The organism is Bradyrhizobium sp., assembly GCF_035484855.1.
Lineage (GTDB): Bacteria > Pseudomonadota > Alphaproteobacteria > Rhizobiales > Xanthobacteraceae > Bradyrhizobium.
Genome location: NZ_DATHOP010000025.1, coordinates 32,894 through 50,385, shown reverse-complemented (window position 1 = coordinate 50,385; position 17,492 = coordinate 32,894). Strand labels below are relative to the sequence as shown.

Sequence of the window (17,492 nt, the reverse complement as noted above, 5' to 3'; positions counted from 1 at the left end):
TGCCCTGCGAACCAACTTGACCCCGCCGCATTGGAACAGGCTATATTGCGGCATCATATTTGGGCGTCATTCTGCGTCATCAGCACCGGGAGATTTGCCATGACCGTTCCCCAGGACATCACCAGGCTGCAATCCCAAGTGAGCGCCGCTGTGCGCGAGCACTGGAAGGCCTTTCTGATCGAAGGCATCCTGCTTGCCATACTCGGCCTGGCGGCCATCGTAGCGCCCTTGCTCGCGAGCATCGCGTTCACGATTTTCTTCGGCTGGATGTTTTTCATCGCGGGCATCGTGGGGCTCGCGATGACGTTCTGGGCGCGGCAGATGCCGGGCTTCTGGTGGTCGCTGATCTCGGCCGTGCTCGCCATCGGCGCCGGCATCATCCTGTTGGCGCGGCCGCTCCAGGGCGTGCTGACGCTCACCATCGTGATCGGCGCCTATTTCCTGGCCGAAGGCGTCGCCACCATCATGTACGCGCTGGAGCATCGCCGCGAACTGTCGGAGCGCTGGAGCTGGATGCTGTTCTCCGGCATCCTCGACATCCTGATCTCGTTCCTCATCATTTCAGGGCTTCCGGGCTCGGCGGAATGGGCGATCGGACTTCTGGTCGGCATCAACCTGTTGTTCGGCGGCGCGTCCCTGATCGGTGTGGCGCTGGCGGCACGCAAGGGCTGAATCAGGCCGATCCGCCCGATTTTTGGGATGACAAGATGAAATGCGCGGGCTATAGAGCCCGCCATGATCAACCGCGCCGCCAGCTTCTATTGGTATTTTAGCTTCGACAGCTCGCTGGCGGTGGGAGGATCGCGCTCAATCTGAAAAATTGCAGCAGGAAGTCCAAACAGCCGCCGATCTGGCGGCTTTTTTGTTTGGCCGGCAGGTCTCTCAAAACAGGAGCCACCGCCGTGTTGAGCACCACTGACGATCTTCGAATCAAGGAAATAAAGGAACTGACGACGCCGCAGGAGGTGATGCGCGAAATACCGCGCACCCTGACCGCAACGCGTGTCGTGATGGCGGCGCGCAACGCCATCGGCGCCATCCTCGGCGGCACCGACGACCGCCTTCTGGTCATCGTCGGTCCCTGTTCGGTGCACGATCCCGCGGCGGCGCTCGACTACGCCGAGCGGCTCGTCGCCTTGCGCGAACAACTCGGCGACCACCTCGAAATCGTGATGCGCGTCTATTTCGAGAAGCCGCGCACGACCGTAGGCTGGAAGGGACTGATCAACGATCCGGACCTCGACGGCTCCTTCAACATCAACAAGGGGCTGCGCCTTGCCCGCAACGTGCTCTCGGCGGTGAACAATCTCGGCCTGCCGGCGGCGACCGAATTCCTCGATCTCACGACGCCGCAATACATTGCCGATCTGGTGGCGTGGGCGGCGATCGGCGCGCGCACCACCGAGAGCCAGATCCATCGCGAACTCGCCTCGGGTCTGTCCTGCCCGGTCGGCTTCAAGAACGGCACCGACGGCGACGTTCGCATCGCCGCCGACGCGGTGAAGTCGGCGTCCCATCCCCACCATTTCATGGCGGTGACCAAAGGGGGGCGCTGCGCGATCGCCGCAACCACCGGCAACGACGATTGCCACATCGTGCTGCGCGGCGGCAGCCGGCCGAACTATGATGCGGCCAGTATTGCTTCCGCCGCGGCCGAACTCGCGCGCGCAGGCGCGGCGCCGCGGATGATGGTCGATGCCAGCCACGCCAACAGCGGCAAGAAGCCGGAGAACCAGCCGCTGGTGATCGCCGATATCGCCCGCCAGGTCGCCGATGGCGAGGAGCGCATCATCGGCGCCATGATCGAGAGCCATCTGGTCGCAGGCCGCCAGGACGTGGTGCCGGGCATGGCGCCGACCTATGGCCAGAGCATCACCGACGGCTGCATCGACTGGGATTCCACGGTGCCGGCGCTGCATCTGCTGGCCGACGCCGTGGCGGCGCGGCGGGATGCGAAGCGCGGCGCCGCAGGGCCTCACCAAAAAATCGCAAAACAACCCCATGCAAAGGAGAAGACCTCGACTTGCAAACCCGGTGTTGCCTCGCGTCCGGGCACGAGAATATGGTCCGTCGCCGCGCCCCAGCCTGATCCCATCCCGTTGGACGCGGCGTCAAAGGTCAGGCGCACGCCAGGCGCAGCGGATCGGGAGTGACGAAATGCCGCTGACCATGGTGGAACAGGTGCGCCGGGGAGGTGCTGCGAGTTCAACCGACTTAAGCCGTGGCAGCAAGGTCTTCAGCAGCGCTCGCATTTCAAGCCGCGCCAGATGCGCGCCGATGCAGTGATGCCGACCCAGCCCGAAGGCAAGATGCGGATTCGGCCGGCGGTCGATCCGGAACTGGTCCGCGTTCGCGAAAACAGTCTCGTCACGATTGGCGGAATTGAAAAACAGCGCCACCGCCTCGCCGGCCCGGATCGTTTGGCCACCGAGTTCGATGTCCTGCGTCGCGGTGCGGACGATGTGCCGGCCCGGCGTCGTCCAGCGGAGCATTTCCTCGATCGCGGTATCGATCAGGTCAGGGTCGGCGCGCAGCCTCGCCAATTGGTCCGGGTGCTCGATCAGCGCGTGCATGCCGCCGCTCAGGCAGAACGCGATGGTGTCGTGGCCGCCGGTGGCGATCATCGCATAGTAGGAGAACCGTTCGTAGTCGGGCATTGACTCGCCTTGCACCTGCGCAGTGGCAATGACGCTGCTCAGGTCGTGCCGCGGACAGGCGCGGCGGTCGGCCGCGACGGGATCGAAATAGGCTTGGAAACCGAGGCCAGCCCGGCAGATCGCCGTGGTCGGGTGATCGGCCAGACGGCGCACCGGATCTTCCGGTCCGACCAGCCCCCAGGACAGTTTCAGGACCAGGTCGTCGTCGGCCTCCGGTAGGCCAAGCAGGCGCATGATGCCGCGGATCGAAAACGGCACCGCGATCTCTTTTGTGAAGTCGAACGCGTCGGTGCGGCCGGCGATCCGGCTGACGATGTGGTCCGCCCAGGTTTCCAGCCACGGCTCCATTTCGGCGAGCGCGGCCGGCGTGAGGTATGGCTGCGCCACGGCGCGGTAGGCGGCATGCTCGGGATCGTCCATCTGCAGCAGGCCGCGCAGCACATAGGGCTGGCCGAGCAGCCGCTCGAGGCGCTCCTCGGTCATTCTGCTGGTGAGGAAAGTGCGCGTCGCGGCAGCGAAAGGAGCGCCACGACGCTCTACCGCCGAGATATCGCCGTAGCGGCTGAGCAGCCAGAACGGGCGCATGCCCGGGGTATCGACCCAAAGCACCGGCGCCTCGGCGCGCAGCAGCTTGAACGCGGCCTGAAGTCTTGCGTCGTCGGCGTGGCCGTCAGGGGAAATGGCGAAGCGGGCGGCCTCGCACAGTTGCGCGTGGGTCGCCGCTGATAGCGGCAACCACTCGTCAGGCGCGGAGCGCCAACTCGCGGACCCGGAGCCGGTGACAACAGCGGGACGCGCAATCATTCGCTACCGCCGTCTTTAGGGCTTACGATTTCGATTTCGGTAGAGGACGCCAGCAGTATAAGGTGAATCGATCGTAACTGATCCGCCTCCGTTCGACACATTGACGTTGTGTCCGCCTTGCTTGGGGTCGTGTGTTTTTGTTGTCATTGCCCAGTTCAGGACCAAGGCTTGGGCACGAGTCTGTGCGATGAGATAAACATTGTCCTGACTCAGCGTCCCCAAGTAAGGCACCCAGTTGTCGCAGCACGTAACTCCAGCGGCCTGATAAGCAGCCTCATAGGCGGCGTGAAGCTGCTGCCAGTTGTTCGCAGCGTACGGAACCTGCTGAAAGAGTGTTAGAGAAGCGGTCTTCGCGTCCTTGTATTTTTGGGAATTTGGATGGCCGAACACATCGTCCAAGTCTTTAAGGACATCATCTCCGGTGCAGCCGACCGCTCCCGCTTCAACAACTGCTGAACCCATCGCCTCGCCCCTGCGTTGCCAGGTTGTGACGCTTCCTGTGCAAGCTCATCATGGGCCGCGTGAGGACGCAAGGCCTTTTTCGTCGCCTGCCTCGGCGCGCAGCAGTTTGAACGCGGCCTGAAGTCTTGTGTCGTCGGCGTGGCCGTCAGGGGAAATGACGAAGCGGGCGGCCTCGTGCAATCGGGAGTCGGTTGCCGCTGATAGCGGCAACCGCCCATCACGCATGGAGTAAGAACTCGCGGGCTCGGAGTCGGTGACAACAGCGGGACGCGTCATGATTCGCTACCGCCGTTCTTTGTCCTTAATACTTGACCTTTCCCGGCATAGGGCAAGGTGAATCAACCGTGTTGCTTGCGCCCGGCGCGAGTCCGCGCCGTGTACGGACATGTCCGCCGTGCTGCGGCACGTGCACAACCGTTTCCATCGGCGCGCCAGTGTTCAGGCCGTCATAACGAAATTGGGCGATGGCGGAGATGTTGTCTGGTCCTTGCGGCGGCGCGGTGCCCAGCAGCTGCAGGTAATAACCCCAGGGGTCGGTGACTTTGACCGGAATTCCCGCAGCGTTGTAAGCCGCGATAAGTGCAAGATAGTTGTTTGCGCCGTTCGGAACGGCGGCGAACTGGTCTCTTACGGCCCATGCCTGCTGATAGGCTTTGGAATTCGGATCCCCGAACACGTCGTTCAGCTTTTGGAGGACATCCTTTCCGTCGCAGAAGGTCATACTTCCTTGTTCGTCAAAGGCTGATCCCATCGCCTCACCCCTACGTTGCCCGGTTATGACGCTTCCCGTACAAACACATCACGAGGGGCGTGAGGATGCAAGATTTTTTTCGCCGCTCGCCTGGGCGCGCACCCGCAACATCATGGGCTCATAGGCCTTCGCGCCCGTCTCGTCGATCAGGGTCGTGGCGCGGTTCAGCAGGCCGCTTGCCTCCCCGGCGTCTTGCGAACCGCTCCGCGTCAGATACACCTCAGCCGCGACAAGGCTCGCGTGGCACTCGGCCAGGCGATCCGCTTTCCGCCGCGCCACGGCAATTGCCTCGGCAGCAATCTCCCCGGCGCGCCTTGGATCGCCTGCGCGCATGAGATTGTCGGCCAGGAATGCCAACATTCGGGCCTCAAACTCGAGCCCGGCTCTGCCGCGGCGGGATGCGTCCAACGCCTGCTGCAAAAAGCCGTCGGCCTCCATGAAGTCTCCTGCCGTCGAGGCCGCCAGCCCCTGGCAGAAACTCGCGAGCACCAGCCAGTACGGGATTGCCGCTTGGGTCGCGAGGCCGGCAAGCTGGTTGGCGTGTCGCGTTGCCGCGAGTGTGTCGCTGCGAAACCAGGCTAGCTCAACGGCGAAATGGTGCGGAATGCCTTGATGAAGAAGTTCGGCATCGGCCGGATCAACCTGGAAGAGCCGGGCCAGCCGCTCATCCGCGTCGGAAAACCGCCCTAGCATGATCAAGGACCTGACCTGAAGGCATTTCATCCAGTGGGGAACATCGAAGCCGACCATCTGGCCGACAGTCAGGCCAAGCACGACGCCCGCGCTGCCGCGGCGCTCGTCGTCGATCAGATCGAGGGCCGCGTTATTCGCCGACAGCGCGTCGCCGACGAAGCCCGCGAGGATACTGGCCTGACAAAGCAACCCGTTCAGCAGCAACGCCTCCGCCGGGTTCGATTCCGCGTCCAACACCGCCAGCGCTTCGCGCACCAATCGAATATACTCGTCCGCCGAACCGCTTGCCGCGATAATCCGTCCGTAACCCGCGATCAGCATCGCTTCGTGGCGACGGTTGCCGGCTTCCCGCGCGTAGCCCAACGCCTCCTCGACATAGACCTTGGCTTCTTCGACCGGCATCCCTTCGCGCCAGCCAAAGGTCAGCAACTGTCCACCGGCCAAAGCCCGCAGTTCGTCATTTTCCTTTGTCCGCGGCTGATCCCGCATCATCGTACGGATTTTTTTCCAATCCGCCAATGCCCGTCCCGAGTTTGTCCGACCAACCCAACGCGCCGAACGCTGCAAATGCATGGCCGCGGCAACCATATTTCCCGCGGCTTCATAGTGGTGCGCCAACAAGCCGGCGAACTCGTCACGCTTCCCCCACTCCTGGCTCTCGATCGCCCGCGCCACGGCGGCATGCAGACCCGTGCGCGTGGACCGCAGTTGCATCGCATAGGCCACCTCCTGAATCAAAGGATGCCGAAACGCGAAGCTTTCCCCCATCGCCGTTTGCCGCGGCTGGATCAATTCGGCCGCGCGAAGCCGCCTCAGCAGCGGCCGAGCGGCCGCATCCGACAGTCCGACGACCGCTCGCACCACCTCGGACGGAAACTCCTTTCCGATGATCGCAGCAGTCTGCAGGAAGGTTTTTTCGGCGTCGGGCAGCAGATCGATACGCGCGCCAATCACCGCCTCGACGGTCGTCGGCAGGGTCGGATTCTGCCAGCCTGACGGTGCCAGCCGATAGCGGCCCCGCTCCCCCAACAACACGCCGCTTTGCGCCAGCGAGAGGATCAGTTCTTCCGCGAAAAACGGATTGCCATCGGATCGTTCGGCGACATGCGCCACTACCTGGTCCAGTCCGGCGCCGTCTCCGATCAGATCGCGAATGACCTGACCAACCTCGCCGAGGCCAAGCTCCGGCAGGGCCAGTCCACGATACCAGGCGGGCGAAGACGGCAGCGACCAGTCGGGCCGGAAGGTCAGCACCATCAGGACCCTGGTGCCTTCAACTGCCGCGATCCAGGTTTCCAGAAAGTCCTGGCTGGCCTCGTCCAGCCAGTGCAGATCTTCAATAATGATCACCGAGGTCTGCGACCAAGCCGCCTTCGCGATCCGGCTGATGCTTTCGCGCAACCGCACGCGTCGCGTCGTCGGGTCGATGGCCCGAGACGTCGGCTCCGCGCATCCCAGAAAATCCGTCAGAGGCGCAAGATGCTCGGCCACGGGGAGCGCGAGCATCGTAAGCGTTTGCTCGATCCGCGTACGCGCCACTTCGGCGTCCATATCGGGCTCGATACGGAAGAAGGCGCGCAATGCTTCCAGCACGGGCAATAGCGGCGTCGCCCGGCTGTGAATCTGCGCACGCGCTTCCAGCACCCTGATCTGACGTTCGCGGCACCACTCACTGAACTCGAAACAAAGCCGGCTTTTGCCAACGCCGGGCGGCCCGGACACACCGATGACGCGCGGCGAGCCCGGCGCGGTGTCCAGCAGCGCACGTTGCAATGTCTCCAACTCGACGGCCCGCCCGCGCAATGGCATTAGCGATGCGCCGCGAAAATGCTCGCTGTTCACCGCCGGTTTGAGCCCGACCAATCGAAAAATATCCACCGGATCGGGAATACCCTTCAATGCGCGCGGACCAAGCGGCTCGGTGTCGCAATAGGCCCGGAGCAGGGTCTGGCAATCGCGGCTCAGGAATATTTCGCCGGGCGCGGCTTCCTGCTCGATCCGGCTCGCCAGATGCACGGTGAGACCTGTCACATCCTGCTCGACCGCCGAGCCCGAATGGAGTTTGCCCGTAACGACCTCGCCCGAGTGTAGCCCGATCCGGATCTGGGGGGCGTCGGGCAACTCGGCGACGGCGGAACGCATGGCAAGCGCGGCATGGCAGGCGAGCACCGCATGCCCCTCGCGCGCGTGCGGCACCCCGAACGCGGCCTTGAGTCCGTCGCCCAGTGTGCGAAGCACCGTGCCGTCATAGCGGTGGACCGCGCGCGCCATGACCATCACGATCGGGTGCAGGAAATTCATCGCCGCTTCGGCGTCCAGACCGGCGATCCGCGCGGTTGAACCGGCGACATCAGCAAACATAACGGTCGCCTGCTTGCGCTCGCCGGGCACGTCGACTACGCGGGCGTCAGGTTTTCTCGGCTCACCGCACCAGCCGCAAAATCGGGCCGTTTCCGGCAAATCCCGCCCGCAATGGGCGCATACCGGTGCGAGGGAGGCGCCGCAGGCCACGCAGAACCTGCTTGCGGCCTCATTGTCGTAAGCGCATGCCCCACAACGCATCGTGAATCCGCCGTCTACTGGATCACTTCGGTAGTCAATATAGGGGCGTGCGATCTCGGTGCACCAGTACCATCTCGGTGCTTGAAAAGCCATTCAGGCACAAAGGCGATAGCCTTCGTCAACCTTGGACCGTCAACGACTCGAAAGCACAATCTTTCCGTGCATTTGTGTCGTCGGATCCAAACCATGGAAACGCCGGCCGCCAGCCATGATGCTGCGGTACGATCATGCAATGCGGCGTGTCGCCGCATGATAAGACAGGTTTGCAGCCAACGATCTGGCGTTCGTCAAACTCGCGTCAACCCGAACCTGGCTGCGTGCTAACGAGTACGGTTACCAGATCCTTTTCCGTTTCGATCGAATCGAAACGGGGCTCTAGATTCCTGATTTGAGGCATTTTCTTAGCGAGAACCGGTAACCACCCCGCATCAAATGCGGGGCAGGCTTTCGCTCGAAAACGCCCTAGCAGCCGCGGCAGATGCTCTTGATCTTCTTGTCGAGGGCTGCGTCTTCCTTGTTGGTCGGATCGTTCGGATTGGCCAGATTCTTCTCCGAGGGGACATCGCCTGCCCGCGGCTGGCGATGGCCGACCGGGGCTTCTCGAACGCCCGTGGCCGGGCTCGCGCCCGGCGATCCGGTGCCGGTCTGCGCGGTGGCCGAAGGACCCGCGATCAGCGCCAGAAGCGCCAAGGTCGCGACCGATGCGGCCGCGATCGATTTGGTCGTGAACAGTTTTCGCATCTTGCTGCTCCCTTCCTGCAGAGAAACGCATCACGGTTTCGGGGGATAGAGATGCACGTCACCGCAATAATCGACGACACGATAGCGCGTTTCCGGTTCCACTTCACGTTCCCGCGAAAAAGAATCTGAAGGCCACAGGTAGCTCGGGCCGACCGGCGACTTGCCGTGGCCACCGGGTATATCGAGTACATATTCCGGCTGGCAAAGCCCGGAAACCCTCCCCCGCAGGTTTCGCATCAATTCCTGCCCCGCCTCCAGCGTGGTGCGCAAATGCGACGTGCCGGGCGCGAGATCGCCGTGATGCAGGTAATAGGGTTTTATGCGGCATTCGACGAAGGCCCGCATCAACGCTTCCAGCACGGCAATATCGTCATTGACGCCGCGCAACAGCACCGACTGGCTCACCATGGGAATGCCGGCGTCGACGAGCGCGGCGCAGGCGGCCCGCACGCGCACCGTCAATTCCCTGGCATGATTGGCGTGCAGCGCAACCCAAGTGGTCGCGCCCTCGACCTTGAGGGCTGCGACCATCTCCGGCGTGATGCGCGCGGGATCGGCGACGGGAACGCGGGTATGAATCCGGATGATCCTGACATGATCGACCGCGGCAAGATCGGCCATGATCTCGGCGAGCCGCCGCGGCGACAGCATCAAGGGATCGCCGCCGGTCAGGATCACTTCCCATATTTCGGGATGCGCCCGGATATAGGCCAGCGCGTTGTCGTAGGCGCCCTGCGACAGCGCCGCCGCCTTGCCCGGCCCGACCATTTCGCGGCGGAAACAAAACCGGCAATAGACCGCGCAGACATGCACCAGCTTGAACAGCACCCGGTCGGGGTAGCGATGCACGATGCCCGAGACCGGCGAGTGGGCATCATCGCCGATCGGATCAGTGCTCTCGCCTTCGCGCTTCACCAGTTCCTCGCGGCTGGGAATGAACTGCCGCGCGATCGGATCGTCGGGATCGTCGGGATCGATCAGGGCCGCGATATCGGGCGTCACCGCAATCGCATAACGCGCCGCGACCTTTTCCAGATCCGCCAGATCCGCGACCGACGCCAGCCCCTGGGCGACGAGCTCGGTGGGCTCCCGCAAGGTCGCGGTCGGCTTGAAACTGTAGGGGTTGTCGAAACGGTTCATCTTTCCCCCGACGGCGGCATCCACACCACCTGATCGATCCTGAGTGCGCCGCTCGCCAGCATCACCAGCCGGTCGAAGCCGAGGGCGACCCCGCTTGATGGCGGCATGACTGCGACGGCGTCGAGAAAATCCTCATCCAGCGGATAACGCTCGCCATAACGACGCTGTTTTTCGTCCATGGCCTGCACAAAACGGGCGCGCTGTTCGCGCGCGTCGGTCAACTCGCCAAATCCGTTGGCGAGTTCCACGCCGCAGGCATAGACCTCGAACCGCTCGGCGACGCGCGGATCGGAGGGTGAGGCGCGCGCCAGCGCGGCTTCCGGAACCGGATATTCGAACAACACCGTCAAACGCCCCTGCCCCAGCCTCGGCTCGACATGCTCAACCAGAATTTTGCTGAACATATCCGACCAGCTGTCATTGTCACTGATCCGTATCAAATCCGCAGCGACAGCCGCCAGTCCGTCCCGGTCGCCTTTGCCATCGGCGATGGTTGAAAGCAGGTCAATGCCGGCAAAGCGTTCGAAGGCTGCCGCCACCGTCAACAGTTCCGGCTCGGCAAAGGGATCGGCAACCCGGCCGCGAAACGAAAATCGCCCGATCCCGGTCGCCTGGGCTGCCTGCGCGATGATCACGATGCTGTCTGCCATGACCGCGTCATAGTCGGCATTGGCGCGGTACCATTCCAGCATGGTGAATTCGCCGAGGTGCATGTCGCCCTGCTCGCGGTCGCGAAACACCCGGGCAAACTCGAAAATCCTCTGCTCGCCCGCGGCCAGCAATTTCTTGCAGGCAAATTCCGGCGAGGTCCGCAAGTACCGTGTCGCGCGGCTGCCGTCGGCGCGGCGCACCTCCGCGCGCGGCGCATGCAAGTGGGTCTCGTTTCCCGGCGAAACCTGCAAGATCGGGGTTTCGACCTCGACAAATCCCTGCGCCTCGAACCATGCCCTGACAGCCCGGATGACAGCGCTCCGCGCCGCCAGAAACGGCCGGATATCGGCATGCCGCTCGGGTGTCCACCAGGGCGATAGCCGGTCGGGATCGCCAGCGGGGTTTTTCGTCATTTGGTCCATTTGCGTCGATGCATCGTCATGCGGTCCGAACCTCCGGCGCCCCTTCGGTGACTAACCGTGAACCAGGAATCAAGCAATGTTTGAACAGAGATTACGACCAATGGGGATGGCGCTGTTGCTGGCACTGGCAACGGCAGCGCCGGCCTGTGCCGATGGCCCCGGAGCCGGTTTCAAGCTCGCGGACGCCCCCACCTTCGAATCCCCCGACCACAAGCTGCGGCTGGAGCAATATGCCAAGGAACAGAAAGATCAGGGTCTGCTTTTCAAGTTCTGGATCTTCGATGCCGGTCACCGGCACGCCTCTCTCCTGAACCCCGGCGAGGGCGAGGACATGGCCGGCTATCAGGCCGGATTTCGATTTAGCCCTGATAGCCAGTGGCTGATACGGATGCAGAAGATGGGCGCGGGTTATCAGACGCTCTTCCTGTACCGCAGGCACGGCGACCAATTCTCACAAGCGACCAAAAAACCCCTGAGCGACATGGCCTGGGATTATTTCTTCACCACGCCGGATTCGAAGGGCATGCATCGGGATCCCAAGGACCCCTACTCGCTCGATCACGCCTTTGCGGCGCTGGTCAAGGGCATGGACGACAATTACGCCGGGATGGGGCAGCATTGGCCGGACAGCCGCTACGTGGTGATCAGCCTGAACTTCGACATGCAGGGTGAAGACGACAAGACCGCCCCATGGATCGAAGACTGGCACTGCGTCTACGATCTCAAGACCGGCTCGTTTTCGGTGCCTCCTGACTTCGCCGAGCACAACGCCAAGGCAATCACGTATCCCAAGCCGAAATGAGATCGAGCGCTGGGTGCTCAGGCGGCCGGCAGGACCGGAGCCCGGTCATCGATGGCCGTCAAGGAGCCGCTCTCAGGGGGTGCAAAACGCTGGCATCGAGCGGCAAAATCAGTATGTTGCAGCCCGAAACCGCTTCGCTGGCCTCGGGACATCCACGTTTCGACCGGTCCCGGGCCAGAACATCAGGAAAATCAGCTTTGAAAGTCATCGCCAGTTCTATTCGCAAGGGCAACGTCATCGAGCAAGACGGCAAGCTTTACGTGGTTCTCACCGCCGAAAACATCCATCCCGGCAAGGGGACGCCGGTCAGCCAGATCGAAATGCGCCGGATCAGCGACGGGGTGAAGATTTCCGAGCGCTACAAAACCACCGACCAGGTGGAAAAGGCGACCATCGAGGACCAGAATTTCAACTACCTCTACAAGGACGCCGACGGCTTTCACTTCATGAACAACGAGAACTACGATCAGGTTCAGGTGCCCGATGACATCGTAGGCTCGGCTGCGCCCTATTTGCAGGAAAACATGACCGTCAAGCTTTCGCTGCACGGCGTCATCCCGGTGGCGATCACGATGCCGCAGCGCGCGACGCTGGAAGTGGTGGAGACCGAGCCCGTCACCAAGGGCCAGACGGCATCCTCCTCCTACAAGCCTGCCATTCTTTCCAATGGCGTGCGCACCGCCGTGCCGCCGCACATCGGCACCGGCACGCGCATCGTGGTCATGACCGAAGACGGCTCCTACGTCGAGCGTGCAAAGGACTAAGCGGCATCAGGACATGCGTCGGGGGGAGTTGAGAAAGCAGGCTGTCTGCCGTCCCTTGCCCCGGCTCCTTGCGGCAACCCTCATGGCCGTTGCGCTATTGCTCGCCGGCCATTCGACGCTGTGCGCCGACGAATTCAGGACGCCGGCGATTTCGGCGGTGCGCGTCGATTGGCGCGCCGCGCTCGACCAGCTGCGGACCGAGATCAACACCCAGCCGGCGGCGGCTTCGGCGTTTTCCTTTACCCGCCGCTACCGCCTGCCCGCTTATGATCCGCGCTCGACGCCGGCTCTGGTGCAACTCAACGCCACGGCCTCGCAGATCTTCACGGGGATCGGGCGCAGCCCGGTTCCAGTGCTGCTGCCGTTCGACCCCGCCGCATTCCTCAACGCGCAGCTGAACGAAGTTCCGGCGAGCCTGTCGGTGTCGCACTACCAGGCCGACTTCCGTCCCGTGGACCTGTTCGACGCCGGACCTGCCGGCTACGACGCAACGTTTTCGCTCGAGCCGGGCGCCGGCGACGGCCTGCCGCAGCGGACCTTTGCCAAGCCGGTCGAAGTCCAGATCACCGGCTCGATCCTCATCTACGACATCAACGATCCCACAGGCGGCAAGGGTGAACCGGTGAAAGCGCTGGCGGCGCAATATCCCGACCTGCGCCGCTTCATCCGGGAAGGTTATGTGCGCTACGCCTTCACCCGCTTCGGCGTGCCCTATGTGGTGTCGATCCAGTGCCTGGACTCGACGCCGCGCGCGCGGCGCCTGGCCTGCCGCGAGGCTTATCCGGTGGCCGAGCGATTCCTCAAAGCCCTGCATGTCGCAGGCGGCCTGCCCTCGCGGCCGCGCCTCGATCTTCCCAGCGGCATCGCCGAGCGGCCGGCGGATACCTCACCGGATTTCACCTATCGCCTCGCCGGCGACATCATCGCCAACAGCGGGCATCGCAAGCAGGGCGGCCGCTTCGACATCACCGCCTATTCGCAAATCCGCTTTCCCCTGGAAAGAGCCCCGGCTTACGTGCACTCGCAGGAATTTCGGAACCGCCGTTCCAGCGACAGGCCCGCGGACGAACTCGCCGGCAGCAACACCAGTTACCCCTGGCAGGATAATTTCTGCGAAGCGCGCAGTTTCAACGTGGGCCAGTGTCCCAGCGGCTTTGGTCATCAGGGGGAGGATATCCGCCCGGCGCCCTGTCCGCCGAATGGCGAGGGCGCCGAGCACTGCGACCCCAGGCAGCAGGCGGTGGTCGCGGTTCGCGACAGCACCGTGATCCGCTCCCTCAAGCAGCAGGCGGCGACGCTGCAGATCAACAGCGCGACCGAACACATTCGTTTTCGCTACATGCACATGAATCCCGCAACGATGGACGCCGACGGCGTCCTGAATGGACGCAGCGTCGAGGAAGGCGAGAAAATCGGCGTGGTTTCCAATTACCTCGACCACCCCAACGGCACCTCGCGTCATCTGCATTTCGACGTCCAGGTGTTCACCCGCGACGGCTGGCTCTGGGTCAATCCCTACGCCACCTTGGTTTCGGCCTATGAGCGCCTGATCCGCGGCCGCGGCCGCGTGATCGGACCGGAAATCGCGGCGGCGCCCGAGGTGGCCCATGCGATGCCGGAGGATATCGCGCGTCCCGACAGCCAGGAAGGTGGCGAGAACTGACCCTCGCGTCACGCGCGCCACGCCGCCTCCCAAAAATTGCCGCGGAATCGTGCGTTGTGGCTCGAATGACCTTTTGGTGCATCCCCTTTCGCGCCGCTAGACTGGCACGATGAAACCACCTGATTCTCCGAACGCCCACACGCGCCGTACCCTACTGCGATCCGGCCTCGCCGCCGCGGCACTGCTGGCGCATCCGCTTGCCGCGTTCGCCGCGGCCCCGCCCGGCTTCGATCGATGGCGCGAGGCCTTTCGCGCGCGCGCATTGGCAAAAGGCATAACGGAAGCGACCTGGACCCGCGCCATGGGCCATGTCGAACCGGACATGTCCGTGTTCACGGAAATGCACAACCAGCCGGAATTCAACGAGGAGATCTGGCAATACATCAATCGCCGCGTTTCCGACTGGCGCATCATCGCCGGCAAGGAGGCGCTAAAGAAGAACGAGGCGCTGTTCGCACGGATCGAACAGGATTTCGGCGTCGAGCGCGGCACGCTCTTGGCGCTGTGGGGCGTCGAATCCGCGTTCGGCGATCCGCTGGTACAGCAGAACCATATGCGACCGGTATTTCCCTCGCTGGCGGCGCTCGCCTGGAACGAGCCGCGCCGCAAGGCCTATTGGCAGAGCGAGCTGATCAATGCACTGCGCATCGTCGATCGCGGCTGGTCCACGCCGGAGCAGATGCGCGGCTCCTGGGCCGGCGCGATGGGACATACCCAGTGGATGCCCGAAGTCTGGCTCAATGTCGGCATCGACTACGACCATGACGGCAAGATTTCGCCGTTCGGCAAGCCGGACGATGCGCTGGGGTCGACGGCGAAATTCCTGGTCGATCGCGGCAAGTATCATCGCGGCGAGCATTGGGGTTATGAAGTTCGCGCGCCCGGCGCAAGCGGTGGCAACAAGACCTACGCCGCCTGGTCCAGCGCCGGTGTAACCCGCGCCGACGGCCAGCCATTCCCGCAACCGAACGCCTCGGCAAAACTATGGATGCCGGTCGCAGGCGGGCCGGCGTTCCTGCTGGGGCCGAATTTCTATTCGGTGAGGAGCTACAACCCCTCGATGAACTACGCACTGGCGATCTGCCATCTCGGCGACCGCATTTTGGGCGCACCGCCCTTCCTGCAGCCCTTCCCCGGTTCCGAGCGCGCGCTCACATTAGCTGAAGTGCAGGAAATGCAGGTGCGCCTGACCAAGGCAGGCTTCGATACCGGCGGCACCGACGGCCGCGTCGGCAACGACACCATGGCCGCGATCCGGGATTTCCAGATCAAGACGGGGATGGAGCCGGCAGATGGGTACGGCGGGCTGAAGGTGCTGGCGAGGTTGCGGCAGGGGTCATAGCAACACCGTCATTGCGAGCGCAGCGAAGCAATCCATCTCGCGCAGAGAAGAAAGAATGGATTGCTTCGCTGCGCTCGCAATGACGCTGAAGCAGCGGCGTCACCGTATCACCGCCGGTCCCTGATCCGGCACGGCGACATCGAGCACGCGCAGTTGCACCCGCTCGGTGCCCTGATAGCGATCGACCGCGAGCGAGCCCGCGACATGCAACGGCTGGCCGCGATTTGCCGCGAGCGCGTTACCAAGCTTCTGGCCGATCGAGCGGAACGCGATGCCGTTGACGATGGCGCCGTCGCCGGATTTGAACCGCAACCGCAGATGCGCCTGCCCCACTTCATCGGCATAGACCAGCTGATGCGACGGCAGTGCGATCACCGGCTCCGGATTGCCGCTGCCGAACGGACCGGCGCGATTAAGCGTTGCCGCCAGTTCCGGCGTCACCGCGCGCGCGCTCACCGCGCCGTCGATCAGGAGTTCGTTGACATGGCGCGAGGCCGCGACGTCCTGGGCGAGCACGCTTTCCATGTAGGCGCGAAATTCCGCGAGTTTTTCCTTGCGCAAGGTGACACCCGCGGCCATGGCGTGGCCGCCGCCTTTCATCAGCAGGCCGTCGTGAACGGCCTGCCGCACGGCCTTGCCGAGATCGACGCCGCCGATCGAGCGGCCCGAGCCGGTGCCGATGCCGCCGGGCTCGAGCGCAATCGCAAACGCGGGCCGGCCGAATTTTTCCTTCAGCCTGGAGGCGACGAGACCGACCACGCCGGGATGCCAGCCCTCCGACGCCGTGACGATCACCGAGCCCTTGTCTTCGAGTCCGAGCGAAGCCAGCGCCTCGGCCTCGGCCTGGGCTTCCGCCATCTGCTCGATGACGCGGCGTTCGCTGTTGAGCCGGTCAAGCTCAGTGGCGATCCGTGCCGCTTCCGAGACGTCGCCCTCCAGCAACAGCCGCACGCCGAGATCGGCGCGGCCGATCCGTCCGCCGGCATTGATGCGCGGACCCAGCATGAAACCGAGATGCCAGGCCTCGGGCGGCCCGTTGAGCCGCGACACATCCATCAGCGCGGTGTGGCCGACGTGGTCGCGGCGGCGCATCGCGATCAGGCCCTTGGCGACAAAGGCGCGATTGAGCCCGATCAGCGGCGCGACATCGGCCACGGTGCCGAGCGCTACGTGATGCAGCATGCCGAGCAGATCCGGCTCCGGCATTTCGGCGGTCCAAAAACCCCGCGCGCGCAGTTCGCGATTGACCGCGACCAGCGTTACCAGCACGAGTCCGACCGCGGCGAGATGGCCGAGGCCGGAGAGATCATCCAGCCGGTTCGGATTGACCAGCGCCTCGACCACGGGCAGTTCGTCGCCGCATTGATGGTGATCGATGACGACGACGGACAGGCCGAGCCGGCGCGCTTCGGCGAGCGGCTCGAGGCTGGTGGTGCCGCAATCGACCGTCACCAGGAGCGTAGCGCCCTTCTCGCTGAGCATTCGCACGGCCTCGACATTGGGGCCGTAGCCTTCGAAGATGCGGTCAGGAATGTGGATCAGCGGATCGAGCCCGCAATGGCGCAGGTGCCAGGCAAGCAATGCCGCCGACGTGGCGCCGTCGACATCATAGTCGCCGAAGATCGCGACTTTCTCGCCGCGCGTGGCCGCCTCCGCGATGCGCTTCGCCGCGGCTTCCATCTGCGTCACGGTATAGGGATCGGGCATCAATTTGCGGATGGTCGGATCGAGAAAGTCCTCGACCGCGTCGATCTCGACGTCGCGCCCCGCCAGCACCCGCGCCAGCATCTCCGGCAACTGGTGGCGCTGCACGATCGCCAGCGCCCGCGCCGCCCCGCGCGCATCGAGCCGGTCGCGCCACAATTTTCCGGTCGCCGAATGCGCGACGCCGAGAAATGCCGGCGGCGGCTCGAGGGGGAATGCGGTTGCGGGGAACGTCATGATGCATCCAGCAGATAAGCCGGATCGTCGGAGGTTCAATGATTCGTGCGCGCCGGTGCCGACTTATACCCGTGATCCCCGGATGACGGCTGAGATA

13 protein-coding genes and 1 pseudogene are annotated in these 17,492 nt (G+C 63.9%); 6 read left to right on the top strand and 8 right to left on the bottom strand.

The window, feature by feature from the left end; translation table 11 throughout:
- The first annotated feature begins 99 nt into the window (after nt 1-99).
- Nucleotides 100-672, top strand: a complete 573-nt coding sequence (locus tag VK804_RS02280; protein WP_325367387.1) for an HdeD family acid-resistance protein — start codon at nt 100-102, stop codon at nt 670-672.
- A gap of 230 nt (nt 673-902) precedes the next feature.
- A pseudogene (locus VK804_RS02275) lies at nt 903-1,991 on the top strand (3-deoxy-7-phosphoheptulonate synthase); the annotation flags it as partial.
- Nucleotides 1,992-2,111: 120 nt separating this feature from the next.
- Here VK804_RS02275 and VK804_RS02270 read toward each other — a convergent pair.
- The 7 genes from VK804_RS02270 to epmA form a co-directional block, all read right to left on the bottom strand.
- On the bottom strand, nt 2,112-3,461 hold the full coding sequence (locus tag VK804_RS02270) for a cytochrome P450 (RefSeq protein ID WP_325367385.1): 1,350 nt from the start codon (nt 3,459-3,461) through the stop codon (nt 2,112-2,114).
- A gap of 15 nt (nt 3,462-3,476) precedes the next feature.
- Entirely contained in the window at nt 3,477-3,923 is a 447-nt protein-coding gene (locus tag VK804_RS02265; protein WP_325367383.1) for a hypothetical protein, read from the bottom strand.
- A 301-nt stretch (nt 3,924-4,224) separates the two neighbouring features.
- The gene (locus tag VK804_RS02260) at nt 4,225-4,674 is read right to left on the bottom strand and encodes a hypothetical protein (RefSeq protein WP_325367381.1); all 450 of its coding nucleotides are present in this window, start codon (nt 4,672-4,674) and stop codon (nt 4,225-4,227) included.
- A gap of 48 nt (nt 4,675-4,722) precedes the next feature.
- Nucleotides 4,723-7,929: an ATP-binding protein gene (locus VK804_RS02255; RefSeq protein WP_325367597.1), complete on the bottom strand. Its 3,207-nt coding sequence runs from the start codon at nt 7,927-7,929 to the stop codon at nt 4,723-4,725.
- A 462-nt stretch (nt 7,930-8,391) separates the two neighbouring features.
- Nucleotides 8,392-8,670 carry a hypothetical protein gene (locus tag VK804_RS02250; RefSeq protein ID WP_325367379.1) on the bottom strand — a complete coding sequence of 93 codons (279 nt, stop codon included), beginning with the start codon at nt 8,668-8,670 and terminating at the stop codon, nt 8,392-8,394.
- Nucleotides 8,671-8,700: 30 nt separating this feature from the next.
- Nucleotides 8,701-9,810 (bottom strand): lysine-2,3-aminomutase-like protein, encoded by a 1,110-nt coding sequence (locus VK804_RS02245; protein WP_325367377.1) that lies wholly within the window; start codon nt 9,808-9,810, stop codon nt 8,701-8,703.
- On the bottom strand, nt 9,807-10,874 hold the full coding sequence (gene epmA, locus VK804_RS02240) for an EF-P lysine aminoacylase EpmA (RefSeq protein ID WP_325367375.1): 1,068 nt from the start codon (nt 10,872-10,874) through the stop codon (nt 9,807-9,809). The genes VK804_RS02245 and epmA overlap by 4 nt, the downstream gene beginning before the upstream one ends.
- A 115-nt stretch (nt 10,875-10,989) precedes the next feature.
- Here epmA and VK804_RS02235 point away from each other — a divergent pair, with 115 nt between their 5' ends.
- The 4 genes from VK804_RS02235 to VK804_RS02220 all read left to right on the top strand — a co-directional run bounded on the left by VK804_RS02235 (nt 10,990) and on the right by VK804_RS02220 (nt 15,454).
- Nucleotides 10,990-11,685, top strand: coding sequence for a hypothetical protein (locus VK804_RS02235; RefSeq protein WP_325367373.1), 696 nt, complete (start codon nt 10,990-10,992; stop codon nt 11,683-11,685).
- A 197-nt stretch (nt 11,686-11,882) separates the two neighbouring features.
- The gene (gene efp / locus VK804_RS02230; RefSeq protein ID WP_325367371.1) at nt 11,883-12,449 is read left to right on the top strand and encodes an elongation factor P; all 567 of its coding nucleotides are present in this window, start codon (nt 11,883-11,885) and stop codon (nt 12,447-12,449) included.
- 82 nt (nt 12,450-12,531) lie between these two features.
- Nucleotides 12,532-14,112, top strand: coding sequence for a M23 family peptidase (locus tag VK804_RS02225; RefSeq protein ID WP_325367369.1), 1,581 nt, complete (start codon nt 12,532-12,534; stop codon nt 14,110-14,112).
- Nucleotides 14,113-14,221: 109 nt separating this feature from the next.
- The gene (locus VK804_RS02220) at nt 14,222-15,454 is read left to right on the top strand and encodes a lytic murein transglycosylase (protein ID WP_325367367.1); all 1,233 of its coding nucleotides are present in this window, start codon (nt 14,222-14,224) and stop codon (nt 15,452-15,454) included.
- Between the two features lie 99 nt (nt 15,455-15,553).
- Here VK804_RS02220 and recJ read toward each other — a convergent pair whose 3' ends face one another.
- Nucleotides 15,554-17,395 carry a single-stranded-DNA-specific exonuclease RecJ gene (gene recJ, locus VK804_RS02215; RefSeq protein WP_325367365.1) on the bottom strand — a complete coding sequence of 614 codons (1,842 nt, stop codon included), beginning with the start codon at nt 17,393-17,395 and terminating at the stop codon, nt 15,554-15,556.
- Between the last annotated feature and the right edge of the window lie 97 nt (nt 17,396-17,492).

Excerpts from the sequence above, each read along its gene's own strand:
- VK804_RS02265 (WP_325367383.1), bottom strand. The coding sequence starts at position 3,923 with ATGGGTTCAGCAGTTGTTGAAGCGGGAGCGGTCGGCTGCACCGGAGAT.
- VK804_RS02255 (WP_325367597.1), bottom strand. The coding sequence starts at position 7,929 with ATGCGTTGTGGGGCATGCGCTTACGACAATGAGGCCGCAAGCAGGTTC.
- VK804_RS02250 (WP_325367379.1), bottom strand. The coding sequence starts at position 8,670 with ATGCGAAAACTGTTCACGACCAAATCGATCGCGGCCGCATCGGTCGCG.
- VK804_RS02260 (WP_325367381.1), bottom strand. The coding sequence starts at position 4,674 with ATGGGATCAGCCTTTGACGAACAAGGAAGTATGACCTTCTGCGACGGA.
- epmA (WP_325367375.1), bottom strand. The coding sequence starts at position 10,874 with ATGACGAAAAACCCCGCTGGCGATCCCGACCGGCTATCGCCCTGGTGG.
- VK804_RS02245 (WP_325367377.1), bottom strand. The coding sequence starts at position 9,810 with ATGAACCGTTTCGACAACCCCTACAGTTTCAAGCCGACCGCGACCTTG.
- recJ (WP_325367365.1), bottom strand. The coding sequence starts at position 17,395 with ATGACGTTCCCCGCAACCGCATTCCCCCTCGAGCCGCCGCCGGCATTT.
- VK804_RS02225 (WP_325367369.1), top strand. The coding sequence starts at position 12,532 with ATGGCCGTTGCGCTATTGCTCGCCGGCCATTCGACGCTGTGCGCCGAC.
- VK804_RS02220 (WP_325367367.1), top strand. The coding sequence starts at position 14,222 with ATGAAACCACCTGATTCTCCGAACGCCCACACGCGCCGTACCCTACTG.
- VK804_RS02235 (WP_325367373.1), top strand. The coding sequence starts at position 10,990 with ATGGCGCTGTTGCTGGCACTGGCAACGGCAGCGCCGGCCTGTGCCGAT.
- VK804_RS02270 (WP_325367385.1), bottom strand. The coding sequence starts at position 3,461 with ATGATTGCGCGTCCCGCTGTTGTCACCGGCTCCGGGTCCGCGAGTTGG.
- VK804_RS02280 (WP_325367387.1), top strand. The coding sequence starts at position 100 with ATGACCGTTCCCCAGGACATCACCAGGCTGCAATCCCAAGTGAGCGCC.